19 protein-coding genes are annotated in these 24,197 nt (G+C 61.0%); 16 read left to right on the forward strand and 3 right to left on the reverse strand.

Annotation, left to right across the window (positions count from 1 at the left end; genetic code table 11):
* The first annotated feature begins 1 nt into the window (after position 1).
* Positions 2-1,255 carry a maltose/maltodextrin ABC transporter substrate-binding protein MalE gene (gene malE, locus QWZ03_RS19485; protein WP_290334286.1) on the forward strand — a complete coding sequence of 418 codons (1,254 nt, stop codon included), beginning with the start codon at positions 2-4 and terminating at the stop codon, positions 1,253-1,255.
* A gap of 38 nt (positions 1,256-1,293) precedes the next feature.
* Here malE and QWZ03_RS19490 read toward each other — a convergent pair whose 3' ends face one another.
* Positions 1,294-2,478, reverse strand: coding sequence for a GGDEF domain-containing protein (locus QWZ03_RS19490; RefSeq protein WP_290334287.1), 1,185 nt, complete (start codon positions 2,476-2,478; stop codon positions 1,294-1,296).
* 214 nt (positions 2,479-2,692) lie between these two features.
* Between QWZ03_RS19490 and QWZ03_RS19495 the strand changes: the two genes are divergently transcribed.
* Complete coding sequence (locus tag QWZ03_RS19495) at positions 2,693-4,483, forward strand: O-linked N-acetylglucosamine transferase, SPINDLY family protein (protein WP_290334288.1); 1,791 nt, start codon at positions 2,693-2,695, stop codon at positions 4,481-4,483.
* A 43-nt stretch (positions 4,484-4,526) separates the two neighbouring features.
* Here QWZ03_RS19495 and QWZ03_RS19500 read toward each other — a convergent pair whose 3' ends face one another.
* Positions 4,527-5,417: a tetratricopeptide repeat protein gene (locus QWZ03_RS19500; protein ID WP_290334289.1), complete on the reverse strand. Its 891-nt coding sequence runs from the start codon at positions 5,415-5,417 to the stop codon at positions 4,527-4,529.
* Between the two features lie 212 nt (positions 5,418-5,629).
* On the opposite strand from QWZ03_RS19500, the gene QWZ03_RS19505 reads away from it, so the two are divergent.
* From QWZ03_RS19505 to QWZ03_RS19570, 14 genes are all read left to right on the forward strand, one after another.
* A complete protein-coding gene (locus QWZ03_RS19505; protein WP_284195943.1) occupies positions 5,630-5,917 on the forward strand; it encodes a Flp family type IVb pilin in 288 nt (95 codons plus the stop codon).
* A gap of 35 nt (positions 5,918-5,952) precedes the next feature.
* Entirely contained in the window at positions 5,953-7,629 is a 1,677-nt protein-coding gene (locus tag QWZ03_RS19510; RefSeq protein WP_290334290.1) for a pilus assembly protein TadG-related protein, read from the forward strand.
* On the forward strand, positions 7,626-8,543 hold the full coding sequence (locus QWZ03_RS19515) for a hypothetical protein (RefSeq protein WP_290334291.1): 918 nt from the start codon (positions 7,626-7,628) through the stop codon (positions 8,541-8,543). The genes QWZ03_RS19510 and QWZ03_RS19515 overlap by 4 nt, the downstream gene beginning before the upstream one ends.
* The gene (locus tag QWZ03_RS19520) at positions 8,540-9,205 is read left to right on the forward strand and encodes a hypothetical protein (protein ID WP_290334292.1); all 666 of its coding nucleotides are present in this window, start codon (positions 8,540-8,542) and stop codon (positions 9,203-9,205) included. The genes QWZ03_RS19515 and QWZ03_RS19520 overlap by 4 nt, the downstream gene beginning before the upstream one ends.
* Positions 9,206-9,215: 10 nt before the next feature.
* Positions 9,216-9,524 (forward strand): hypothetical protein, encoded by a 309-nt coding sequence (locus QWZ03_RS19525; protein WP_284195947.1) that lies wholly within the window; start codon positions 9,216-9,218, stop codon positions 9,522-9,524.
* A gap of 146 nt (positions 9,525-9,670) precedes the next feature.
* A complete protein-coding gene (cpaB, locus tag QWZ03_RS19530; protein WP_290334293.1) occupies positions 9,671-10,753 on the forward strand; it encodes a Flp pilus assembly protein CpaB in 1,083 nt (360 codons plus the stop codon).
* Positions 10,754-10,775: 22 nt separating this feature from the next.
* Complete coding sequence (locus QWZ03_RS19535) at positions 10,776-12,104, forward strand: type II and III secretion system protein family protein (protein ID WP_290334294.1); 1,329 nt, start codon at positions 10,776-10,778, stop codon at positions 12,102-12,104.
* A gap of 9 nt (positions 12,105-12,113) precedes the next feature.
* Positions 12,114-13,820: a TadA family conjugal transfer-associated ATPase gene (locus QWZ03_RS19540; RefSeq protein WP_290334295.1), complete on the forward strand. Its 1,707-nt coding sequence runs from the start codon at positions 12,114-12,116 to the stop codon at positions 13,818-13,820.
* Positions 13,817-14,659, forward strand: coding sequence for a type II secretion system F family protein (locus QWZ03_RS19545; RefSeq protein WP_290334296.1), 843 nt, complete (start codon positions 13,817-13,819; stop codon positions 14,657-14,659). Before QWZ03_RS19540 ends, QWZ03_RS19545 begins: the two co-directional genes overlap by 4 nt.
* Positions 14,656-15,540, forward strand: a complete 885-nt coding sequence (locus QWZ03_RS19550) for a type II secretion system F family protein (protein WP_284195952.1) — start codon at positions 14,656-14,658, stop codon at positions 15,538-15,540. The genes QWZ03_RS19545 and QWZ03_RS19550 overlap by 4 nt, the downstream gene beginning before the upstream one ends.
* Complete coding sequence (locus QWZ03_RS19555; RefSeq protein ID WP_290334297.1) at positions 15,537-15,884, forward strand: DUF192 domain-containing protein; 348 nt, start codon at positions 15,537-15,539, stop codon at positions 15,882-15,884. Before QWZ03_RS19550 ends, QWZ03_RS19555 begins: the two co-directional genes overlap by 4 nt.
* On the forward strand, positions 15,881-16,354 hold the full coding sequence (locus QWZ03_RS19560; RefSeq protein ID WP_290334298.1) for a tetratricopeptide repeat protein: 474 nt from the start codon (positions 15,881-15,883) through the stop codon (positions 16,352-16,354). Before QWZ03_RS19555 ends, QWZ03_RS19560 begins: the two co-directional genes overlap by 4 nt.
* Complete coding sequence (locus QWZ03_RS19565; RefSeq protein ID WP_284195955.1) at positions 16,351-17,070, forward strand: TadE/TadG family type IV pilus assembly protein; 720 nt, start codon at positions 16,351-16,353, stop codon at positions 17,068-17,070. The genes QWZ03_RS19560 and QWZ03_RS19565 overlap by 4 nt, the downstream gene beginning before the upstream one ends.
* Complete coding sequence (locus QWZ03_RS19570) at positions 17,067-17,603, forward strand: DUF805 domain-containing protein (protein WP_284195956.1); 537 nt, start codon at positions 17,067-17,069, stop codon at positions 17,601-17,603. The genes QWZ03_RS19565 and QWZ03_RS19570 overlap by 4 nt, the downstream gene beginning before the upstream one ends.
* Positions 17,604-18,032: 429 nt before the next feature.
* Here the strand turns inward: QWZ03_RS19570 and QWZ03_RS19575 are convergent, their stop codons facing one another.
* On the reverse strand, positions 18,033-24,197 hold the full coding sequence (locus QWZ03_RS19575; protein WP_290334299.1) for a two-partner secretion domain-containing protein: 6,165 nt from the start codon (positions 24,195-24,197) through the stop codon (positions 18,033-18,035).

Below are 24,197 nucleotides of genomic sequence, written 5' to 3' on the forward strand. Positions count from 1 at the left end.
AATGACTATCCGTTCCAACGGTGTAGCGGGCATTCTTGCGCCCCAAGAATGCCCTGTTGCCGTTTCTCCCCGTCGCATCGTGCTGAAAACCTTGCTGGGCATTGCTGCCAGCGCCTGTCTGCTGAGCCCGGCCATGGCGGCTGGTAAGCAGCTGACGGTCTGGATCAATGGCGACAAAGGCTACGAAGGCATAGAGAAGATCGGCAAGCTGTATACCAAGCAGACAGGCATCACCGTCAAGGTCGAGCATCCCGATGATGCACCGACTCGGTTTCAGCAGGAGGCGCTGGCCGGCAATGGCCCTGATATCTGGATCTGGCCGCACGACCGCATTGGTGAGTGGATCAAGCTGGGGTTGCTGACACCCATCAATCCGACCGAGGAGGCGCGCCGCAATATTGTTTCGGTGGCTTGGGATGCGTTTACCGTAGGCGGCAAGACCTGGGGTTATCCCTTGTCGGTGGAGACGGTCAGCCTGATCTACAACAAGGCCCTGATCAAGAACCCGCCCAAGAGCTTCGAGGAAATACCGGCACTGGATGCCCAGCTACAGAAACGCGGGGCCAGGGCCATCTTGTGGGACTACAACAACACCTACTTTACCTGGCCCTTGATGGCGGCGAACGGCGGCTATCCGTTCTTCCGCGATATCAAGGGCAACTATGACGCCCGCGATACCGGTGTCGCCAAGCCCGGCGCGGTGGCAGGCCTGGAAACGCTTGCCATGCTGATCAACAAGGGTGTCATGCCCAAGGGCGCTAGCTACGGCCAGATGGAAGAGGCCATGCGCAACGGCAAGCTGGGTATGATGATCAGCGGTCCGTGGGCCTGGGAGGGATTGCGGGAGGCCAAGATCAATTTCGGCGTGGCACCCATACCCAGCGTGAAGGGTAAGCCTTCGCGGCCCTTTGTGGGTGTGCTGGGCGCCATGATCAATGCCAAGAGCCGCAACAAGAAGGAGGCCCTGGCTTTCCTGGAGCAGCACCTGCTCAAGCTCGTTGGCCTGAAAGCCATGAACGAGGCGGTGCCGCTGGGCGTACCGGCAGATATCACGCTGTTCTGGCAACTCTACAACGACGAAAACATCCGTAACTCCATGGATAACATCCATCTGGGCAAGCCTATGCCGTCCAATCCGGAGATGGGCAAGTTCTGGGCTGCCATGGCGACAGCGCTACCACAGGTGACTGATGGCAACGTCAAGCCACAAGAGGCCATGGTGACGGCCGCCAAGCAGATCGCTGCGCCCATGTAGGCCATATCTGCATCCAGCGCTACATGCCGCGCTAGGCGTCAGGGGGTGTGACCGGGTATGTCGACGACTACCCGGTTACGCCCCGCCTGCTTGGCCCGGTAAAGTGCTTCATCTGCCGCTTTGAGCAGATCATCAGCCGTCAGTCCAGACCCGGGAGCACGCTGAGCGAGACCCAGGCTGATGGTGAGATGCCCCAATTCGCTACCCATGTGGGGCAGGGCCTGCACGGCGATGGCGTTGCGCAGCTGCTCGCCCATATGGGGCAGTTCCTGGCTGGCAGGGTTGAACCACAGCAGTACGAATTCTTCCCCGCCGTAGCGGGCGGCGATGTCCAACGGTCGCCTGGCGTGCCGGTTGATGGTGTCGGCAACCAGTTGCAGCACCTTGTCCCCTCCAGCATGCCCGTAGTAGTCGTTGTAACGCTTGAAGTAGTCCACGTCGATCATGGCGAGCACCAATGATCGCTGCTCACGCTGTGCCTGGCGCCAGGCGCGCTCCAGGTGGGTGTTGAAGGCACGCCGGTTGTAGAGCCCGGTCAGGCCATCGTGCTCGGCCAGTTCATGCAGCAAGGCATTGACCAGGAAGGTCGTGCGGGTGCTGTACTCAAGAAAGTAGCTGCCGGTCGCACCTACGATATTGGCGGTCAGCATAAAGGCACCGTGATACAGCTGTAGCGTTGTATCGGGCTGCAGGGCGGACTCCATGATCAGAAAACTGGCCAGGATGAGGGCATTGATCAGCAGGGCATGCCACCACTGCAGGCTGGCGATAAAGTAGATGAACAAGGCCACCAGCAATATGCCCTCATACGGCAGGGGATAGTCACGTGCCAGCGCAACGCCAATAACACCAACCGTTCCCAGGCCTGTCAGCAGGGCTGACAAGCAGACTGCCCACTGCAGGTAAGCGCGCCACCGTTGTTGGTAGCTGAGCCAGAGGGTAATGGCAAAGGCTGGGATGATCAGCCCCAGCCTGATGGGTACGGTGCGCTCCCAGACGGTGGAGGGCAGGGTGGTGAGGTCGATCAGCACGAACAGGGCAAACAGCGTGATGGCCATGCCGCCTGCCCAACGCAGGCGTGACATATGGGTATCCACATGAAACTGGCGGAAGGCCTGCTCGAGCTGCGGGGTAAACCGTAGCCAACGGTAGCCGTGCAGCATCGCGTCCCGGTAGGGCGAGGGGCTGGTTTTGTCGAGTAGGTCTGGGTCGATCTGCAGCATCGTGGGGCTTTACTCGTGTCTATCGGCTGGGCCACGAAACCTACCCCGATATCTTGCACCCCTGCCTTGCCAGTCTGCCTGGGCCGGCCCGGAGGTACTTGCCTGGGGTGTACGGTCTGCCGTATGCGTCCTGCATCACTCTGGGGTGATGGCGTTACCAAGCTTCAGTGTAGTGCGTTAAAGTGCCGACCCAACATCAAAACTCGGGGCGAGCATGAACCAGGCGTGGGCGGCGATATTGCGTAAGCTCGGTGTGCACAGCGGTGTGCTGGCGGCTGGGCGTCGATTGCTGGCTGCAGAGCGCTACGAGGCGGCGGAAATCTATTTGCAGCTGGCCAGCAGGATGGCCCCCAAGCATGCCGCCACCTGGCTGGCGCTGGGTACATGCCTGCAATGCAGGCATTGCAATGTGGCCGCCATGGCTGCGCTGGAAACAGCCCTGGAACTGGCACCTGACCTGGAAGAAGCTGAGCAGCGCTTGGGGCACGCAGCCATCGAGGCCGCGCGCTGGCCGGAGGCAATAGCCCGCTTTACCGCCTTGCTGGCTCGCCACCCAGGCTCGGCCGAATATCATTACCATCTGGGCAATGCCCATGCCGGTGCTGGGCAGTTGCATGAGGCGGTGGAACATTACCGGTCTGCGCTGGCTATCGAGGAGGTGGCCTCCAGCCATAACGGCTTGGGCCTGGTGTTGTCCGAACTGGGCAGGCAGGCCGAAAGCCTGCCGCATTTCCGGCGCGCGGCAGAGTTGTCGGACAAGCCGACTTACCTCTCCAACTTGCTGTTTACCTTGTGCTACGACGACACGCTCAATCCCGGCGCGCTCTACCAGGCCCATTTGCAACAGGCTGCCCGCTTGCCTGCCGAGCAGGTACGGCGCTGGAAGCAGGATTGGCGCCCAGAACGCAAGCTACGCGTAGGCTATGTATCACCGGACATGCGGCATCACCCGGTTGCCTATTTTGTGGAGCCGGTTTTCCGCGAGCATGATCGCAAGCAGTTCGATGTCTATGTCTATTCCACCCAGCGACAGCTGGCCAGCGACACGACCACGCGCCTGTCAGGCCTGGCTGACTACTGGCGGGAATTCGATGACGCCGAAGCCGAGGCCGTGGCAGAGGCCATCTTGGCGGACCGGATCGATATCCTGGTCGACTTGGCCGGGCATACCGGCAACAACAGCTTGGTGTTGATGGCCCGCCGCCTGGCCCCTGTGCAGGTTACCTGGCTGGGGTACCTCAACACGACGGGCCTAGCCACCATGGATTACCGCCTGACCGACGCCGTGGCCTGCCCGCCACAATACGCCCAGGCCCTGCATAGCGAGCAACTGGCGTATCTGCCTGATTCGCAATGGTGCTATCAACCACCCGCCGATGCACCCGAAGTGGTCACCATGCCTTGTCTGGTGGGGCAGGGTATTACTTTTGGCGCCCTGCACAATCCCGCCAAGATAGGCCCGGCAGTCATTCGCCTATGGGCCGATCTGCTATTGGCCGTGCCGGACTCTCGCCTGCTGATCGCGGCAAGGGGTTTTGCCCGCATTGCGGATGAGACGCGCGCCCGCTTTGCCGCATTGGGCGTGGCGCCAGAGCGCATCGTGATACGTGACCGTGCACCTTTTCACGATTATCTGGCCATGCATGGCCAGATTGACATCAACCTGGATACCTTTCCCTATACCGGCGGCACAACCACCTGCCATTCGCTTTGGATGGGTGTGCCGGTGCTGACGCTGGCATGCGATACGGTGATGGGACGTGGCGGTGCCAGTGCCTTGAACGCCGTGGGCTTGAGCGACTGGATCGCTGACAGTGGCGACGCTTTCGTGCAGCGTGCATTGGCTCAGTTGCAGGACCGAGCGGCGCTCAACCAGCTACGCCTGGGGCTCAGGGAGCGCATGGCGCGCTCGCCCTTGATGGATGGCCCCCGGTTTACCCGCGCGCTGGAGCAGCAATATCGGGCGATGTGGCAACGGCGCTGTGAGCAGGAACAAGCGATATGAAAAGACCGCCGGTCGGCGGTCTTTCTGCTAAGTGACTGTTATATCAAGTAAGTTTATTTTCCCAGTCGGCTGCTGCTGCCTCGTCCTGCTTTTCACCCCATAGTCCTTGCCGATAGATCTTGATCAGGCGTTGTATGGCTGGGCGATACCCCAGGTTGCCAGCACGGGTCAGCCAGTCTATGGCGCGGGCGCTATCTTGCTTGACCCCCTTGCCGTTCTGGTACATCAACGCCAGGTTCAGCATGGCCTGGCCGTTGCCTTCCTTGGCGGCTTTTTCGTACCAGCTACGTGCCGCATCGAAATCCTGCTTCAGCCCGCGGCCACTCGCATACATGTAACCGAGGTTGTTCTGGCCCTGTGGAAAGCCGGCATCGGCCGCCTTGCGGTATAGAAGGACAGCTTGGTTGTCGTCCTTGGGCACACCACGACCCTCGGCATACAGGAAGCCCAGGTTGGTCTGCGCCAGGGGCAGGTTCTGATCTACCCCCTTGCGATACCACTCCACGGCCTTGCCGAAGTCCTGCTTGACCCCCCAGCCATTCTCGAACAGCACGCCAACATTATTTTGCGCCAGGGCATAGCCCTTGTCGGCGGCCTTGCGATACCACTGCATGGCCTGCGAATAATCACGCGGTAGACCCAGGCCGCGCTCGTACAGATAACCCAGCGATGTCTGGGCAGGCATGTAGCCTTTGTCGGCCGCCTTCTTGTACCAGAACTGGGCGCGGGCGTAGTCGGCGGTGACGCCTTCGCCGCGCTCATACATGGCGCCCAGCTCGGTCTGGGACCGGACGTCGCCCTGATTGGCGGATTCCGTGTATTCCTTGGCGGCACGGGCAAAGTCACCGCCTTGCTGGGCATCCTTCCCAGCCTGGTAGTCGGCCTGGGCGGAGAGGCAGAGCAGCAATGTAAATAGTGGGGTAATACGCATCATGTTGATCCTGTCAGCGAGCATGTTGTTTCAATCTATATAGGCTAGGCTGGATACCGCGCCTGTCAAGGCTTACACGGGGTTTGACTTTCATCTCGCCGAGGACTAATTTCATTGTCGAGGTGGAAGCAAGTTGCCAGGGTCGGGTGCAGACCCGCTTCTCGCCTTGGTTCCACCACCCGTACCGCTTTATTCAGCTATCGAGGAGCACGACCATGAAAAAAATCGACAACCTGCGCCAGTCCATGCGCAACCTGCCCAAGCGCCAGACTGGCCAGGGCATGACTGAATACATCATTATCGTCGCGCTGATTGCCGTGGCGGCTATCGGTGTCTACAGCTTCTTCGGTCAAACCATCCGCGCCCAGGTATCTGGTCTCGCCAGCGAAGTGGCTGGTGATACCGCTGGTGCATCGTCCGCACGGGGTACAGCCAGTTCTGCAGCTGGTAGCGCCCGTAGCCAAGGTACAGCACAAAAGGGTATGGGTAGCTACGGCAACTAAGCCGCAGCCATCCTATCCTGATGCGGGGCGTCATCATGTCCAGTACAGTGCGCTCCGCTGTGCAGCTTAAGGGCCAGCGCGGTCAGGCGCTGGTCTTTTCGCTTATCGTGTTGGTTGTTGTCATTCTGGCCATGTTGGCCACCTTCAATGTGGGCCAGCAGACGCTGGGCAAGATGCGCTTGCAAAATGCCGCCGATGCGGCTGTCTATAGCGCGGCGCAGGCGCAGGCGCGCGATTACAACTTTTCGGCCTATACCAACCGCGCCATGGTGGCCAATCAGGTGGCTGTCGCGCAAGTTGTCGGGCTCACCTCCTGGGCGCGCAATTTCAACAAGACCTACACCAGCGAATTTGCCTGGGTTCCCAAGATGCTCACCGCCTTGGGTGGGCCCTTGGCGGCCTGGATGTGGACGACCCCCTACAACATCAACAAGAGCATATCCAACGGCTTCCAGACGGTGATGAACACCACTGGGCCGATATTGGCCAAACTGCTGGATGGCATCAATGCGGCCTTGAATCTGGCGCAGATGGTCTACCACTACGGCACTGCCCTGACGATGGCGCAGACCTTGGGGATGGATCTGATCAACTCCTCCGGGGACGGCTTACTCAATAAGCTGGGCTTGAATACCAGCGGCATGTCTGATGCGGTACAGGATATGCTGAGCCTGGATCCCAAACACAATGTGCTGAAGATGAATGACCCGGAGGCCAGCCTGACCAAGGGTGGCTGGGCGACGGCTGCGGTGTCGCTGTATAACTGGCTACGCTTTACCGAGCGCAAGGATCCGAATACCAAACCTGCCGCCGGCAAACAGGGCGATGGTGCGGAGGCTGACCGGTTTGCCAGCGTCACCATCAATTCTCTGGATGGTTTCTCGCGTGATCGCAGCACCAAGGACGGCTGGTTTGATGGCGCACCCGAGTTTTACTACCTGACGCCCAACCCCTTCGTATTCGATCCCACGCGGTTTATTCCCTACCAGAATGGTGCGGTGTTCATGGCGCTATGGCACCGGGGGGGGACTGAACTCAAATCCGTCACTGCGGGCGGCAGCGCCACGGGGTATTCCAAGAAGACCTGGACAGCGCTGGATGCAACTGGCTTTACCGGCGCAGCCATATTCTGGATATCGATACTGGGCATCCCCATCCCCATACCCATCGTGATACCGACTATGCCCATGGGCTGGGGCTCGGCCCAGGCAGGGGTGCAGATCAGTGGTGCGGGTGCCTTGGGGACCAACAACAACTTCTCCACACCGGCGGGCGATGCCTATGGCGGTGCCTACAACCACACCATGACCACCATGCCGGCCTTGCGTCAGCGCCCGCAGGGCGCCGGCAATACGCTGGGTGGTGAGGGTCTGCGTCCGTATTTTGATGTGCGCGACCTGACCAAGGACAATCTGGAAGGCGCCAGCCTGCTGATTGAAGTAGAACGCAAGTCCAGCACCTTGCCGAACTCCGGCAGCTACAGCAAGGGCCGGTTTGGCATGGAGAATGGCCAGCCGGGCGGGGATGACAGTATGCGTGCCCTGTCTCGCGCGCAAGTCTATTTCTCCCGGCCATCCAAGCTGGGGGAGGGCTGGGAGCGTGAGGACGGCAAGCAGGAGCTGGGTAACCTCTACAACCCCTACTGGCAGGCCAGGCTGACGCCTAACAGCTTCCTTGAGAAGTATGCCTCCATGATGTTCCAGCACCTATGAGCTACTCACGCGCACGCCGTCAAGCCGGCCAGGCCATGGTGGAAACCATGATCGTCTGCAGCACGATACTGGTGCCGCTGTTCCTGGCTGTGCCGGTACTGGCCAAGTATCTGGATATACGTAGCCATGTGGTGCAGGCGGCACGCTATGCAGCCTGGGAGCGTACGGTATTCTTTGGCGGTGACTCAGCCAGTGAGATAGGCTGGTTCGGGTTTACCAATGCCTGGATAGCCAATGAAAAGACCGACGCCCAGATCAAGGCTGAGATAGGTAGTCGATTGCTGTCGCGTACCTCGGCCACCAGCACCTTCAGCAGTTCCGATAGTGGTAGCAGCGATTTCCGTAGTGGTCAGCGCAAGGCGCTATGGCAGGACCGCAATGGTCAGAGCATGCTCAACTATGCCCAGATATCGGGCGAGGTTGGCCAGAAATGCGATCCGGCTGGTGGCATGGTGGCGGCCATGACGGGTTACGATTGCGCGCCCGGCACCATTAATCGGGTGCTGACGCCGATTGCCAGTTTGGCTGCCACATTAGGGCCATTCACCCTGGAAATGGGGGGCAAGTACACGGCCACGGTCACGGTCAGCCCGGAAAGCTACAATCCCAATACCTATCTGATGAGCACGGCCTTGGCCCGCAAGCCCATGGTGGAAACCGCCATCGTGCTGGGTAATGGCTGGACGGCCGATGGCGCCAGCGCCGATGACAAGACCAGCGTGGTACAGCAGGTAAAGGGCCTGACGCCGCTTTCACTGCTGGCCGCGACGGTCAATATTCCCACCATAGGCGATATCTCATTGCTCAACGTGGTGCAGACCGTGTTCTCCATCTGGGCGCCTGAGCTGTCTACCCGCAAGCTAGAAATTGGCAAGATCGCACCTGATGAAGTCCCGGAAGACCGAGTGAAATGATCAAGTATTTGTTTATCGTGCTGGGTAGCGCCGCATTGCTTGCACAGGCTGCCGAATGCCCGGAGTTTGAGGCACCCAAGGCAAGGCTGAACTGGATAGCCAAGGATATGCTGGTCAGCGGTGTGCCCATGGCCATCCTGCAGGTGGATAGCGACCAGTCGCCGCTGAGCATGATTGCCCACTACAAGCGTGTCTGGTCGGCAGGCGGGGGCGAAGTGACCGAGTATCCTGTTGCCGGCTGGCAAGCAGTTGCGACGGCACGGGGGCAGTGCTTCTATACCTTCCAGGTCAAGCCAGCGGGCATGGGGTCTACCGGCTTGCTCAGCGTCAGCCAAGCCAATACCGGCCCCTTGCGCAAACCCGAACGTTTTCCCATGCCATCGGGTAGTCAGGTGGTGAATGATATCGAGCACCGGGATGGCATCAAGAATGGCCGCACCGTGTTTCTGCGTAATGCGCTGACCATGGAAAGCAATGCCATTTACTATCGCAACAACCTGCCCAGCCAGGGTTGGAAGATCAGCATGGAGCGCCGCATCAACACCAAGAACGGCCCTGGCATTGTTTTTGACATGAAGCGCGACAAGAATCTGGCCATGTTGACCATAAGCCGCAGCGAGGGGCAGACCAATGTGCTATTCAACTATATGGATAGACCGTAAGGGGCCGAAGATGTCTGCACTACCCCGACCAATACGGACGGCGCAAGCAGGCCAGTCCAGCATCGAATACATTGTGGTGATTGCCGCTTGCATGGGTGGCGTGTTGTTGACTGCCAATGTGGATGGCCTGATGCGCAATATCCGCGATTATTTTACTGACTACAGCTATGCCATGTCGGTCGCTCAGGTGCCCGACTGCATGAATGTCTACGGTGGGTCGGTAGGGCCGGTCAGCGGGTCTGCCACCTTGGATAAATGCCCGGACCTGACCAACCCGACCTGGCCTATCAGTGAAGTATCAGTCAGTTGGGACCAATAGAAGAACAGCGGCGAGGCTGATGTCGGGATCCTGCCCCACAACAGCAAGCTGAGCAGCACCCTGCAGCATCGTAGTCACAACCATAACAAGCGGCGATCACCCGGTTGCCATCCATACGAATAGCCCAGACAGGACGCCCGCCCGTCATGAAGCTCAATTTTGCCAAGGTCAATCGAACCTGGGTGATGCTGGTCGCAGCGATATTGCTCGGCCTGCTCGCCATGTTTCTCACCGTGCAGTATCTGCGGCTGCAGGAGCGTACGCTCCAGAGCGAGATAGAAGCCAAGGTTCGAGGTAAGGGACCTACGGTTGCCGTAGTGGTTCCCACCAGCGATCTGCCGGCGGGTTCGCCTATAGACCTCAGTGTCGTTGCCTCGCGAGAGATAGCTGGCGATCTGGTCTACGACGATACCGTCACCGTTGAACAGTTCGAGAACTACAAAGGCCTGGCATTGATTCGGCCGGTCAAGCAGGGCCGGCCGTTGTTGCGGGCAGATCTGCGCGAGATTTATGCCGACTTCGCCGGCTCGCTCAAGACCGGCACGCGCGCCATGACCATAGAGACCGACGAACTCAATTCGATCTCGCATATGGTGCAGCCCGGCAACCTGATTGATCTGATGCTGATCATGGAGCAGAGCGCCAACGCAGCCCCCAATAATCCGTCGGGCGGCAAGAGCAGCAGCATGGTGGTGCCCTTCATGCTGAGCGTCAAAGTGCTGGCAACCGGCCAGAAGGTTGTCAGGGATGATCCTGCCAACGGCCAGGAGCGTCGCTCGACCTATGGTACCTATACCCTTGAGGTCAATCCCAGCCAGGCGATGAGCCTGGTGATGGCGCAAGAGATGGGCAAGTTGCGGGCGGTGTTGCGCAACGAGAAGGATGCGATCAAGAGCAGCGACCCTGCCAGCGAATACGACTCATCCAGCGCGGGCGACCTGATGCGCAATATTGCGGCGCGGACCCAGGCCGTGGCCAAGGCGACCGCGGCAGCACGCATAGAGATGCCGGTGACCGGTGATGTGGATGCCTATATCGAATACATCATCGGCGGCAAGGGTGGCTCCGAGGGCGTGACACCCAGCTTGAACATTCCCGTGTCGGGCGGCATGGGCAGTATCTCGATGGCACCCCCTGCAGGTGCGCCCAATCCTGTCGGGATGCCAGCCAGCTTGCCATTAAACATCATGCCTACGGCGCCGGCAGCCAACACCAACACGCAAAAATAACGAGCGACGGGATACCTACAACATGCGCAAACCCATCTGCACCCTTGCCTTGCTGTCTGTTGTCGGTCTGGCGCCTGTGGCACTGGCCGCTACCGTCAAGACACAGGCGCCGGCACCTGTTGCCGAGGCGCCTCAGGGCGTTACCGAAATCAAGATGTTCATCGGCGAACTGAAGACCATTCCCGCCGGCAAGCTGGACAGAGTCGCCATTGGCAACGGCGCCATAGTCTCTACCCGTGCGCTGGAAACAGGCGAATTGCTGTTGCTGGCCGAAAAGGAGGGCGATACCTCCATGATGCTTTGGTCGGGCAAGGGGCCACGGCGGCAGTACATAGTCCGCGTCGTGACCCGTGACAGCCAGGGGGCGTACCAGGCTGCGGCCAGCATGCTCAAGGATGTACCCGGCCTGAAGCTCAGCCAGATCGGTGGCAATGTGGTTATCAGCGGCACGGCCAGCAAGACGGATCTGGAGCGCATCGCCCTGGTAGCCAAGCTCTATCCGCAGGTGGTGAGCCTGGTGTCTGCTGAAGATGTCTCGATGAAGAAAATGATCTACTTCAAGGTGCAGGTGGTGGAGATGAAGCGCTCCCTGCTAGAGAACCTTGGGGTGCAATGGCCGGGCTCAATGGCCGGGCCGTCGGTGGGCTTTCTGGGCAATTGGGGTTCTGAGAACCGCACGGGCATACAGGCACCGATACAGGGGATATTACCCATCCAGACCGGCAACCGGGGCTTGCGCACCTACCTGGGTATTTCGTCCTTGCTCAACACCACCATCAATATCGCCAAGAACAATGGTGATGCCTATATCCTGGCAGAGCCCGAGTTGTCTGCTCGTTCGGGCGGTGAGGCGCGCTTCCTTGCAGGCGGGCAGTTCCCCATACGCGTTGCCGGCGCATTGGGTTCGACTTCCATCGAATACAAGGACTACGGCATCAAGCTCACCATCAAGCCTGTGGCCGATGACCAAGGGAATGTCTCTGCAGCGGTGGATACCGAGGTCAGTTCCATCGACAGTTCGGTATCGGTAGATGGCGCACCGGGTCTGCTGTCGCGCAAGACCAGCACCGATATCAATGTACGCAACGGACAGACCATCGCCCTGTCTGGCCTGATCAATAGCGAGATGTCCAAGGATATCTCGCGGGTGCCCGGCCTGGGTTCCATACCCGTGATAGGTCAGCTGTTCCGATCGGACAACTTCCGCAATAGCCGCACCGACCTGGTCATACTGGTCACGCCTACAGTGATAGATCCGGCTTCTACCCTCAATCGTGAACGTATTGAGAAGAGCGACGGCATGCGGGAGCGCTTTGAGCGCAGCGTGGGCAAGTCAGAGATACTGGATTGAGGGTGCACCATGCTGAACGTATTGGTAACTACACCGCGCGGTGCCGAGAATGTGTTTGAGTGCACCATCGATAGCTGTGCCATAGGCAAGAGCGACGAGAACCTGATCATCCTGCAGGGCTGGTCGGTGGCCAAGCGCCATGCTGCCATCCATCGCCGGGCAGACGGCGTGTACGTGGAGAATCTGGACCCCAAGGGCAATACCGAGGTGAATGGCAAGCAAGCCAGCCTGTATGGCCCGCTCAAGCCTGGTGACGTGATACATATCTGCGGCTATGAGTTGCGGGTGATGGATCTGGACGAGCCGGCACCACCACCCGTGACAGCAACGGTCGCACCCGTGGCCAGCGCCATTGCCCAGCCGGCAGCCGTTGCGGCGCCGGCCATGGTGCCGACGGTGACCGAAGAAGTTGAAGCAGTGCGTGATCCTGGCCATCACCAGATCTGGATAGGTCTGCTCAAGCGCATCCATACCGAGCTGATCAAGCAGATGGATTTGCGTCGCATCGATATTGCCAGCCAGAGTGAAGAAGAGCTGCGCCGCAATACGGGGCTGATGCTGGTGGAGATCGTTCGCAACGACAAGACCATACCCGAAGGTTTTGATCGTGATCTGTTGGTCAAGCAGGTACAGGACGAAGTCGTGGGCCTGGGGCCGTTGGAGGACTTGCTGGCGGACGATGCAGTCACCGAAATCATGGTGAATCGCTTTGATGAAATCTTTGTTGAGCGCAAGGGACGCCTGACCAAGTCGGATATCACCTTTACCTCGGATCAGGCTGTGGTCAGTGCCATTGAGCGCATCGTGACCCCCTTGGGACGCCGCATTGACGAATCCTCGCCCATGGTGGATGCCCGCCTGAAGGACGGTTCGCGGGTGAATGCGGTGATTCCGCCGCTGGCGCTCAAGGGTGCCAATATCACCATACGGAAGTTTGCCAAGAGCAAGCTGCATGGCGAGGACCTGATCAAGTTCGGATCCATGACGCCAACCATGCTGGCGTTCCTGCGCACCATCGTGGAGCAGAAGGCCAATATCATCATCTCGGGGGGGACGGGCTCGGGCAAGACGACCTTGCTCAATGTGCTGTCCAACTACATTCCCGATGATGAGCGCATCGTGACAGTGGAGGATGCAGCCGAACTCAAGCTGAGCCAGCCCAACCTGGTGGGGCTGGAATCCCGTCCGCCCAATGCCGAGGGCAAGGGCGCCGTGCTGATACGCGATCTGGTGAAGAACTGCCTGCGGATGCGGCCCGACCGTATTGTGGTGGGGGAGTGCCGGGGCGGGGAGGCGCTGGATATGCTGACGGCCATGAATACCGGCCATGATGGCTCGCTTACCACAGCCCACGCCAACACCCCGCGAGATTGCCTGGCGCGGGTGGAGGTGATGGTGATGATGGCGGGACTGGACCTGCCAATCCGCGCCATACGCGAGCAGATATCGTCGGCCGTGCGCTTTATCGTGCAGCAGAACCGTTTTTCCTGCGGTTCGCGCAAAGTGACGCACGTGACCGAGATCACCGGCATGGAAGGCGACATGATACAGATGCAGGATATCTTCCTGTTCAAGCAGGAGGGCTTTGGTGCTGACGGCAAGGTGAAGGGACGGCATATCTCGACGGGGGCCGTGCCGGACTTCTACCAGGATCTGGCTGCGCGCGGGATGGATGTCGACATGAGCATCTTCCAGGGCGGGGAGATACGGCGATGACACTGCTGCTCGGGTTGATTTTCCTGGTGACCCTGATCACCGCCTGGCTGGTATACAAGGCGGTACAGGGCTATCTGGACAAGCAACGCGCCAGCATAGAGCTGACCACGGCCACCACCTTGGCCGACATGTTCATCTTCCTCGACCCACAGAAGATGTTCCGCTACAACGTGGCGCTGACCTGCATCCTGCCGCCCATAGTCTGGGTGCTGACCGGCAACCCGGTCTTTGCCTTTGGCGCCCTGATTGCGACGGTATTCCTGCCCAAGTGGTATGTGGGTTTCCTGGGGCGCCGTCGGCTCAAGCGGCTGGAGCAGCAATTGCCTGATGCACTGCTGATGGTGTCGGGCGCCATGCGGGCTGGTGCCAGCCTCAATGTGTCGCTGGAATCCATGGTCAAGGAATCCAAGCCACCGGTCAGCCAGGAATTCGAGCTGATGCTGCGCGAACAGCGCCTGGGCGTGGATTTCGATACTGCCCTGCAGAATATGGAGCGGCGTAACCCGCAGCAGGATTTTCAGCTGGTGATTTCGGCCATGCGGATTTCCAAGGAGGTGGGTGGGAATCTGGCTGAGATACTGGAATCGCTGGCTGGGGTATTGCGCGATAAAGCCATCATGGAAGGCAAGATACGCAGCCTGACCGCACAGGGTAAGGCGCAGGGCGTGATCATGACGGGCCTGCCCATATTGATGATGCTGGCCTTGCGCGCAATCGAGCCCAAGGCCATGGAGCCGTTGTTCAACACCTGGATAGGCTATGGGACACTCACCGTCATCATCGTGATGGAACTGGTGGGCTACTGGTTTATCCGCAAGATCACGACAATAGACGTATGACCACGACCTTTATCGGATTGCTGATCGGTGCGCTTATCGGTGTGAGCGTGTTGCTGATGTTCTATAGCATGAGCCAGCTCAAGCGCGAGGTGCCGAGCGAGGATCGTGCCTATATGGACGAGCTACCCCCTATGCTGCGGCTGATCTGGCCGGGGGTGAACTTCTTGGAGTACCACTTCACTTCGCGCTTTCCTCCTGATTTGCTGGAGCGGGCACACAAATCATTGCGCGAAACCGGTGTGGGGTATCTGATGAGTGCCGAGCAATACTACGCCCTGCGCCTGCTGTCTGCGATTATTGCTGGCGCGTTGACCTTGTTTTGTATCTCGGCCTTGCATTCACAGGCTTACCATTGGGCTGCCGTCGTGGCTTTCCTGGGCTATTTCTACCCCCTGATCTGGCTGTCAGATGTGCGCAAGAAGCGCCGCAAGGAAGTACTGAAGTCCTTGCCGGTCTACTTGGATTTCATCACCTTGGGTGTAGAGGCGGGTTTGAACCTGACGGGCGCCATCAAGCAGTCGATGGAAAAAGGCCCAGCAGGGGCACTGCGGCACGAGTTCTATATGGTGGTACGTGATCTGCGTGCGGGTGTTCCTCGCGCCGACGCGCTGCGCCGGATGGAGGCAAGGCTGGATATGCAAGAGATAACTGCCTTTGTGGGTGCGGTGATTCAGGCCGAAAAGATGGGTGCCCGTCTGGGCCAGGTTTTGCGCATGCAAGCCGAGCAGCGCCGTATCGAGCGTTTTCAACGCGCCGAGAAGCTGGCCATGGAGGCACCGGTCAAGCTGATACTGCCGCTGATCATGTTTATCTTCCCGGTGACGTTTATCGTGCTGGCCTTCCCCATAGTCATGAAGTTCATGCAGGAAGGTATGCTTTGAAGCAGTTGGCCGCCTGGCGCGGCGATACACTGCTGCTGGGCAAGGTGTGGCTGGCGGAGAGTGCGACCGAACGCATGCAGGGATTGTTGGGCAGACCGCCTTTGGCCGCAGATGAAGCCATGTTGATACAACCATGCAGACTGATACATACCGTGGGGATGGCCTATCCGCTGGACTTGGCCTTTGTGGACAAACAGGGCAGGGTGCGCAAGCTGGTCAGCCAGTTGCGCCCGGCTCGCATGGCGGGCTGCCTCAGTGCTACGGCCACCCTGGAAATGGCACCGGGCACTATAGCCCGCGTGGGTTTGGTGGCGGGCGAGCAACTGCATTGGCGACCGGCATGAAGCGCCTGATAGCCCGGCTGTGGCTGCCCACTCTGCTACACGCCCTGCTGGCGGGCTGTTCGGCCATGCCAGCCGCCATTACCGGCGATGCTGCCGATGCCTATGCCATGCACAGGGAGGCAGAGGCAGCCCATCAGGAGGGGGATGACGTAAAGTCGGAAAGGCTATTGCAGGGGCTGTTGCGGGTAGCACCCAATGATGCGGAAACCTGGTTTCGCCTGGCCAATCTCTATGCCCGATCAGACCGTCCAGAACAGGCTGCCGAGGCCTACCAGCGCAGCCTGATGATCAAGCCGCATGATGCCCGCGCCTGGCATAACCTGGGCGTGATACGGCAGCGTCAAGCTGCGGCAGCCATGATGCAGGCTCACAGCCTGGCTGCCGATGATGAGGCCTTGCGCAGCAAGGCGGCGCAGGTGCTTCAACTGCTGGAGCAGGCACAGGGCACGCAGGGGAGTGCCAAGCCATGATGCGGCGACGCCTGCATGGGCAGGCCATGCCCGAATTCCTCTATGCCCTGCCTATCTTGCTGTTGTTGACCCTGGGTGCCATACAGATGGGATTTATCTACCAGGCCAAGCTGACCCTGAACTACGCGGCCACGGTAGCGGTGCGCGAGGGGGCATTACGCAATGGCAAGATGGACGCCATACTGGATGGCATGGAGGCAGGACTGACGCCCATGTTTGCTCACAGCCTCGGTAGCCGCGACATGGCCATGATCAAGAAAGCCCGGCTCAGCGCACATAATCTGGTGTCCAATACCAAACTGACCCGCATCACCATCGTGAACCCTACATCGGCCTTGCTGACGGCCCACCAGGGCGATTCTGAATCCGGCAGCGAGATACCTAACGATAACCTGATGTATCGGGATGCCACGGCAATCAAGGGTGGCTTGAACGTGCAGGATGCCAACATCTTGAAGATACACGTGCGGATTTGCTACCGCATGTTCGTGCCCATCATCAACAAGCTGATCTACAACCTGGCGGTGGACCCGCCGGGCACGCCGGCCGCCGTCAGCAGGGATGCCCCAGGGATGCTGCGCAGCTACGGTGCTAGCTCGACCACGCGTACCTGCACCGATAGGCCAGACAGCGACTACTACCTGCCTATCGAAGCCGAAGCCGTCATGCGCATGCAATCGCCATTCCAAAACCCAGGCAAGTGGGTGGCACCATGAGCGAGGTGGACTATCAACCGATTGCACCTTCTCGCAAACCACCGGAAGGTCGCCGCCGCTTACCCTGGCCCAGTGGCCGCATGGGACGTATCCGCTACATTGCCTGTGTGCTGGGCCTGGCGATTCTTTACACCCTTAGCCTGTCCTTGATCATCACCGTCCTGACCATGGTGCTACCGCCGGAGTCGGTGGCGGGCGCCTTTCAGATCTGGAGCGCTGGCTTGTTCCTGCTGTTGATGGCTGGCTTGCTGTTCTGGTCGGTGGAAAGAGCCCATGATGCCAACCTGCCGGGCTGGGTCGCCCTGCTGGTGTTGGTGCCTGGGGTCAACCTGCTATTCTGGTTATGGCCTGGCAAGCATGGCGAGAACCGCTATGGCCCGCCGCCCGCGCCGGCCAATCTGCTGACCAAGATAGGGGTATGCCTGACCGTGGGCTTGTTGGTGTTGAGCTACCTCTACACCAAGACCTATGGCCCCATGGTGTCGGAGCCGCCTCCCAAGCCTGTGCCGCAACTGCCGGCCTATCAGGAGTAGCGGGTGCATCCTGCTGTCTGCCCCACATGATGGCCCCCCAGGCTCTCAACCAGTGGTGAGGTAGGAACCTGCTTGATACGACTACCTGAAATACCATAGGGGAGGGCTCGCCAGGCGGCATTCGCAAAACCACCCCTGTTGTCCGGGAGGGAGCGCGGTGACGGGTGGGGTGAACCGTTACTGCCAGCAAAGGGTTTAAACAGAAACAGGGCACCTGAGTTGTGCCCTGTTTCTGTTTTCCGACGATGTCTGCTTTGGTACTACTTGTCGGGCGCGATTGCTCTACTAGTCACCCATGGTGCCCTTGGCTGGAGCCCGTTCAACGCTTTTCGGCTTGCCGGAACGAGGCGAAAAGACCAAAGAGCCTGTTCGCGATCTTTTCGCTCCAGCGACGGGATGAAAAAACGCGAACAGGCTCTAAACAGGTACTCAGCGAGCTGCCGTCTTGATCGGTGCAGCTTGATCCTTGGCGGGCTTGCGCTCGCAGTCCTTGCGCACGTTGACGCCCTCGCCACGTAGCTTGACCAATCCACGGCCGCCGCTCAGGTCAATTTCACCGGCCGTCTTTTCATCGACAGGGCGCTTGTTGAGCGGCATCTCGGTACAGGGTATGCCGTTATCGGCCAGGCTACGGTCTGCCTGCCCATTCCCCTCTCCATCGTCGCCATCTCCACCGCCGTCACGGCTACCATCGTCCCCGCCCTGGCCATCGCCCTGGCCGTTGCCATCACCTTTGGTGCCTTTGCCGCTGCCGCCTGATCCGGCGCCGTTCTCGTCATCGCTGCCGCCACCGCCGCCGCTGCCTTCGTCATCGCCGCCGCCACCCGTGCCCTTGGAGCCGCCCGACCCGGCACCGCCTTCGCCGTCATCGTCGTTGCCCGAGCCGCCACTACCGCCACCATCACCGTCGTCGCCGCCCTTGCCGCTGCCACCCGAACCGGAGCCATCGTCGCCGCCGTCTTCGCCGTCACTGCCGCCCGCGCCATCACCGTCGCCATCGTCGCCGTTACCGGAACCCCCACTGCCTGCGCCGCCGTCTCCGTCGTCATCCTTGCCCGACCCGCCGCCGCCGCTGCCCTCTCCGTCACCGTCTCCCTTACCGCTGCCACCCGAGCCGGAACCGTCATCGCCACCGTCGTCGCCGTCACTGCCACCAGCGCCATCACCACTGCCGTCATCGCCGCTACCCGAGCCACCGCTGCCGGCGCCGCCGCCATCGTCGTCGCCACCACCACTGCCGCTACCAGAGCCGCCGCCGTCACCATCGCCGTCGCCACTGCCACCAGAGCCCGAACCGTCGTCGCCGCCGCTATCGCCATCGCTGCCGCCTGCGCCATCACCAGAGCCGTCGTCACCACTGCCCGATCCGCCGCTACCGGCACCGCCGTCGCTATCTCCATCATCGCCGCCGCTACCACCGCCGGAGCCACTGCCGTCGCCATCGCCGCTACCGGAGCCACCACTGCCGCTGCCATCGCCGCCATCGCCATCATTACCGGAGCCACTGCCACCGGCGCCACCACCGTCTCCACCGTCGTCGTCACCACTGCCACTACCAGCACTGCCGCCGCCGTCTGCATCGCCACCCGAGCCACTGCCCGAACCGCCGCTACCACTACCGCTGCCTCCGTTACCACTGCCGGAACCGCCGCCACCTGCACCAGCGCCGTCACCATCGCCATCATCGCCGCTACCGGAGCCTGATCCGCCACTACCACTGCCGCCAGCGCCGCCCGAGCCCCCACTGCCGCTACCGCCCGAGCCACTGCCATCACCACCACCTGAGCCGGAGCCAGAACCGCCGCTACCGGTGCCTGCGCCGCTGCCTGCGCCACCCGAGCCACCGCCGCTGGCTGTGCCGCCACCGGTGCCATCGGAACCCCCGCCGCTGCCACTACTACCACTGCCTGAGCCGCTACCGGAGCCGCTACCGCCGGAGCCCGCACCGGCGCCACCGCCGTCGTCGTCTCCGCCGCCACCGCCAGAACCGCTGCCTGCGCCACCACCGCCGCCGCTACCCGAACCGCTACCTGAGCCGCTGCCACCGCCGGAGCCCGATCCGCCACCTGAGCCCGAGCCGGACCCGGAGCCGCTACCTGAGCCACCACCGCCGCCAGAGCCGCTGCCAGAGCCTGATCCACTACCGGAGCCGGAGCCACTGCCGCCGCCACCGCCGCCGGAACCGCTCCCGCTGCCGCCACCCGAGCCACCGCCCGAGCCGCTGCCTGAGCCACCACCGCCGGTACCACCGGAACCACCGCCGGTGCCGCCGGTGCCATTTCCGCTGCCGGTCGAACCTCCACCCGAACCGCTGCCCGGCCCGGCTGTTGGGCCTGTGCTGCCGCCACTGCCGCCGCCACCTGTACCACTACCGTCGCCGGAGTCGCCACCATCCGGGGTGCTGTCCGGCTCGGGATTGGTGGCCCCACAGCTGGCTACCCCGGCGTTGCAGCCGGTCCAGGTAGCGCCCCGCTGGCCGCTATTGCCTTTGTAGGCAATGGTGGGGGGGGTGTTGTGGACAACGATGCTCTTGGGGGTGTCGAGCTCCAGGGTACGGGTGCCCAGGTTGAAACCACTGCCATCGGCGACGTGGATATCGGTGTAGACCGGGTTGTACTTGGTGGGCGAACTGCCAAAGGGCATGTCTGGCGTGCCGCTGATGATGATGGTGCCCTTGGCATTGAACTTGTTCAGCAGATCGGCCTTGTACTCGGTTTCGTTGCTGAAAGCGGCACTAGCGGGGCGGTTGCCCACCCAGATGGTCTGGTCCCCCAGGTTGCGCAACACGATCTTGACGTTATCGGCACTGATGTACTGGCTGCTGTCGCCATTCATGACCAGGGTGTCGGAGATCAGATGTATCTGGTCGCCAAAGGTCTCGAAACCGTTGACCAGCAGGTTGCGCCCCAACAGGCGCAGGTTGTAGAGGCGGCCTATCTGGTCGACCTGGATATCGCCGCTGGTCTGGGCCGAGATGCTGCGATAGGAAAGATTGGCCTTGCCGTTGTCGCCTATGCGGATAAAGCCGCTGTAAGCCCCAATTTGACCGGCCGCGATTGGATCGGTCAGCGAATAGGGGCGGGCGCCAAAGTAGAAGGTAGAGGTCAGGTTGGTGAACTTGAGCAGGGTTTCCCAGGTATAGGTGGTGTCGGTGGTGACCCCGGCAACATAGGGATTGGAGGGATCGTCCGCCCTGACCCGAATGGTGCGGTTCAACCCAAAGGGCTGCAGGATGATACGGGCGCCATTCTTGGTGGCGGCATCCAGTACCACGTCCATATTGTTGGAGCGCAGGAACAGCGTGTCACCACTGCTGTTGAGCTTGATGATGCGCAGGTCGTCACCAGTGGTCAGGTAGAAATTGCCAACGGGTTTGTTGACGGCATCCAGCGAAACCTCGGTAGTCGTGGTGGTGCCCCCACTGGCGCTGCTGGTACCGCCTGCGCCTGGCGAGCCGGGTACGGTACTGCTGCTGTTCGAGCTGGTGCCGGTAGGTACTTTCAGATCGATGGCATCACTGACGGCGCCGATGGCGGCGGCGGCCAGCAGGCCGGTATAGCTGCTATTGTCGACGATGGTATCCTTGCCACCGCCGGCAACCAGGGTTTCAACCTCGCTCTTGATATTGAAGGTGCCCTGGCCAACCTCGCCCAATAGCCCCAGCGAGTTGCCATAGATCATGGCGCCGTTGATGGTGCGCGCCAGGAAGTCTCCACCTATGCCTATGGTGACCGAGCCACGCTGTTTGGTGGTGACTACATTGCTGGTATCGGTCCAGGTGCCGGGCGTCGTGATGTTTTGACTGATATTAAGGTTGCCGCCGATGGAGAGCGAGACGTTGTTGGTGTTGTAGGTAGGCGGCTTGGGCGGCGTGGTGGTGCTATCGGCCGGTGCGACGATGGTATTGGACGTGGTACGTATGCCATTGATGCCGCCCACCGTGCCGATGGTGACGGTATTGCCTGTACGTGGCGCGCCGGTATAGAAGAACGAACCATTGAGCGAAGCTGCCAGGACATCAATCTGGTTGTTGGCGTTGCTGAGGCTGACGGTATTGACCTTGCTGCTGCTGCCCTGGTCTTTTACCACCAGCGAGCCGGCGACGATGGAGCCGGCTGTTTCGCCGGCGACATTGCGCTGTAGCACACCGCCTTGATCCAGTTCCAGCGTCAGCTGCCCGCCGCCGAGGTTGACGTTGTTGTCTATCTTCAGGCTGGCCGGGTTGGCGGCATCGCCAAATGGCTTGCTGTAGTCGGGCGTGGCTGTGGGCGAACCGGTGCGCAGGCTGAGGTTGCCACCCTGGGTGGATATCCCTATGACCCAGTTCCAGACGTTGCCTACCGCCAGCTCGTCCTTGTCACGGAAGGTGATGGAACCGTTGCTGGTGTCGGCTGCCAATACATTCACATCATTGCCGGCAGAAGCCAGATTGAAATTGCCGGTGCCTTTCAGCATCAGGCCATCGGCAATGATGCTGCCGCCAGACTGATTTAGTCCGGCATTGGCACCCGCCAGGAAAAAGCCGGTGCCGGAGCCCAGGTTGACATCCTGGGCAAAGGTAATGCCGTTGTTGTTGTAGACCTGTAGCGAGCCATTGCCGCTGGTATAGCCGTTCACGCCGGCCACCGAACCCAGGCTGATGGCCGAGTTGCCCGAGTACTGCACACTGCCGCCAGTCAGGCTGGCGGCCAAGGTGCCGATCTGGTTGGTCGAGGTATAGAAGCCAGAGCCGCCATAGCTCAGCAGCCGGAAATAGCCGCTGCCCTTGAGCAGCAGACCGCTGGCAAACAGGCCGGTGCTGGTCGTGGTCTGCAGGGCGCCGTTGGCCATATCCAGGGTGATGGTAGCCGATCCGGCGCGGATGTCATGACCCAGCGAGGCCGACGCGGAAGACTTGAGGGTGATGTTGCCGTTGCCAGAGTTCAGCTTGCCGATATTGAGCGCGCCGCTGCCCAGAGCCTGCAGCGTAATGCTGCCACCTGCCGTGCGTATCTCGTCATTGACGTCTTCGTATCGTATGCCGCCCGACTGGGTGGAGGTGATGCGCAGGCTGCCTGCGCTGGTCTGCTTCATATTGAGCAGGTTGTCGGTCAGATCCTTCAGGAGAATCTCGCCGGTGGCCTCGATGACCACATTGGTATTGGCGGCCAGGCCTTCCAGCGTCTGTTCGGCCAGGGTGTTGGGATTGGTATCGGGATCGGCAGCAAACAGGGTGCCGTCGGCCACGCTGCCGGCCTGGTCGCCGGTTGCGGCTGCGCCATTGGTAATGGTCAGGCTGCTTGGGTCCAGCAATAGTGCGCCGGTGTTGCCGTTGGCTGCGCTGGTATTCACCGTGCCATTAAAGGCCAGCTTGTCCTTGCCAGAGACCTCGACCGCGCCACCATTACCCGCCAGCGCGCCACCCTGGGCGCTGATATGGCCAGCAAAGCGGGTATCGCCATCGGCCCATACTACGACCTTGCCACCGTTGCCCTGCTGGGTCGCATCGGCAAGCAGCTGTGCGCCTGCCTGAACCAGCGTCCGCTGCGCGTTGGCAACCGCGCCCTTACCTTGCCAGTCGCCGCCTACCAGTATCTGGCCACCGCCGTGCTGGCCACTGGCATCAAGCCGGGCGGTATCAGTCAACGCAACCTGCCGGCCCAATACGGCTATCCTGCCGCCGACGTCGGCACTGCCGCTGGCAGCAACCGTACCTGTCAGTACCGTGGTGGCATCCGATTCCAGCCTAACCTGACCACCGCTGGCACCGCTGACATCCAGTTGGCCGCTCATGCTCACATTGCCGCCGCTGCCTAGCAGTTCTATCTCGCCGTCCTGCCCGGCAACGCCCTGCGCCCGTATCAGTCCCGCCTGGTTCACTGCACTGCCCGCCAGGGAACGTGCCGTGCGTGCCGCCATGATGACGCGCCCGCCATCGGCCAGTATCTGGCCCGAGTTGGCGGCACCAGCCAGCTCACCCAGCGCCTCTTGGCTGAGCGCGTAGCTGATCAGGCCGTCGCCGGCCAGATCCAGCTGCAGTGCATGGCCTGCACCCATGAACACACTGCCCAGGCGTGCCTCGATCAAGCCACGGTTGATGACGCGGTCGCCTGCCAGGGCGATAAAGCCACCATCGGTCGCCCGCAGGCTGCCGTCGTTGATGACGGTGGCGGCGTTGCCCTTGCCATGAAAGGCATAGCGCCCAGCCAGGAAGTCCTCATTGCGGATGTCCATGGTGGTGGCCAGCAGGCCGCCGACATCTACCCGCGCGCCGGCGCCAAAGTACACGCCGTTGGGGTTGACCAGGAATACGCGCCCGTTGGCCTGCATTTGACCCAGTATCTGGGAGGGATCATTGCCTATGACGCGGTTGAGCATGACCGACTGGTTGCCAGGCTGCAGGAAACGCATCAACTGGTCGGCGCTGATGCTGAAACTGCCCCAATTGACGATGGCACGATCACTGGCCTGAGTGACTACCGACCCATTCGGACTGAAAGTCACATCGCCAGAGACAACGGTGGGTGTGGAGGGTAGTTCGGCCCGGACGGACAGTGCCGCCAGGCAAGCCAGCGCAAGCAGGGTGGGCCGGAAGGGCAGGGCTCGTATAGGCAT

Source organism: Chitinimonas viridis, assembly GCF_030409555.1.
GTDB classification, from domain to species: Bacteria; Pseudomonadota; Gammaproteobacteria; order Burkholderiales; family Chitinimonadaceae; genus Chitinimonas; species Chitinimonas viridis.

What these genes read in the sequence shown, in the direction of transcription:
- malE (WP_290334286.1), top strand. Translation starts at nt 2, where the DNA reads ATGACTATCCGTTCCAACGGTGTAGCGGGCATTCTTGCGCCCCAAGAA.
- QWZ03_RS19490 (WP_290334287.1), bottom strand. Translation starts at nt 2,478, where the DNA reads ATGCTGCAGATCGACCCAGACCTACTCGACAAAACCAGCCCCTCGCCC.
- QWZ03_RS19495 (WP_290334288.1), top strand. Translation starts at nt 2,693, where the DNA reads ATGAACCAGGCGTGGGCGGCGATATTGCGTAAGCTCGGTGTGCACAGC.
- QWZ03_RS19500 (WP_290334289.1), bottom strand. Translation starts at nt 5,417, where the DNA reads ATGATGCGTATTACCCCACTATTTACATTGCTGCTCTGCCTCTCCGCC.
- QWZ03_RS19505 (WP_284195943.1), top strand. Translation starts at nt 5,630, where the DNA reads ATGAAAAAAATCGACAACCTGCGCCAGTCCATGCGCAACCTGCCCAAG.
- QWZ03_RS19510 (WP_290334290.1), top strand. Translation starts at nt 5,953, where the DNA reads ATGTCCAGTACAGTGCGCTCCGCTGTGCAGCTTAAGGGCCAGCGCGGT.
- QWZ03_RS19515 (WP_290334291.1), top strand. Translation starts at nt 7,626, where the DNA reads ATGAGCTACTCACGCGCACGCCGTCAAGCCGGCCAGGCCATGGTGGAA.
- QWZ03_RS19520 (WP_290334292.1), top strand. Translation starts at nt 8,540, where the DNA reads ATGATCAAGTATTTGTTTATCGTGCTGGGTAGCGCCGCATTGCTTGCA.
- QWZ03_RS19525 (WP_284195947.1), top strand. Translation starts at nt 9,216, where the DNA reads ATGTCTGCACTACCCCGACCAATACGGACGGCGCAAGCAGGCCAGTCC.
- cpaB (WP_290334293.1), top strand. Translation starts at nt 9,671, where the DNA reads ATGAAGCTCAATTTTGCCAAGGTCAATCGAACCTGGGTGATGCTGGTC.
- QWZ03_RS19535 (WP_290334294.1), top strand. Translation starts at nt 10,776, where the DNA reads ATGCGCAAACCCATCTGCACCCTTGCCTTGCTGTCTGTTGTCGGTCTG.
- QWZ03_RS19540 (WP_290334295.1), top strand. Translation starts at nt 12,114, where the DNA reads ATGCTGAACGTATTGGTAACTACACCGCGCGGTGCCGAGAATGTGTTT.
- QWZ03_RS19545 (WP_290334296.1), top strand. Translation starts at nt 13,817, where the DNA reads ATGACACTGCTGCTCGGGTTGATTTTCCTGGTGACCCTGATCACCGCC.
- QWZ03_RS19550 (WP_284195952.1), top strand. Translation starts at nt 14,656, where the DNA reads ATGACCACGACCTTTATCGGATTGCTGATCGGTGCGCTTATCGGTGTG.
- QWZ03_RS19560 (WP_290334298.1), top strand. Translation starts at nt 15,881, where the DNA reads ATGAAGCGCCTGATAGCCCGGCTGTGGCTGCCCACTCTGCTACACGCC.
- QWZ03_RS19565 (WP_284195955.1), top strand. Translation starts at nt 16,351, where the DNA reads ATGATGCGGCGACGCCTGCATGGGCAGGCCATGCCCGAATTCCTCTAT.
- QWZ03_RS19570 (WP_284195956.1), top strand. Translation starts at nt 17,067, where the DNA reads ATGAGCGAGGTGGACTATCAACCGATTGCACCTTCTCGCAAACCACCG.
- QWZ03_RS19575 (WP_290334299.1), bottom strand. Translation starts at nt 24,197, where the DNA reads ATGCCTATACGAGCCCTGCCCTTCCGGCCCACCCTGCTTGCGCTGGCT.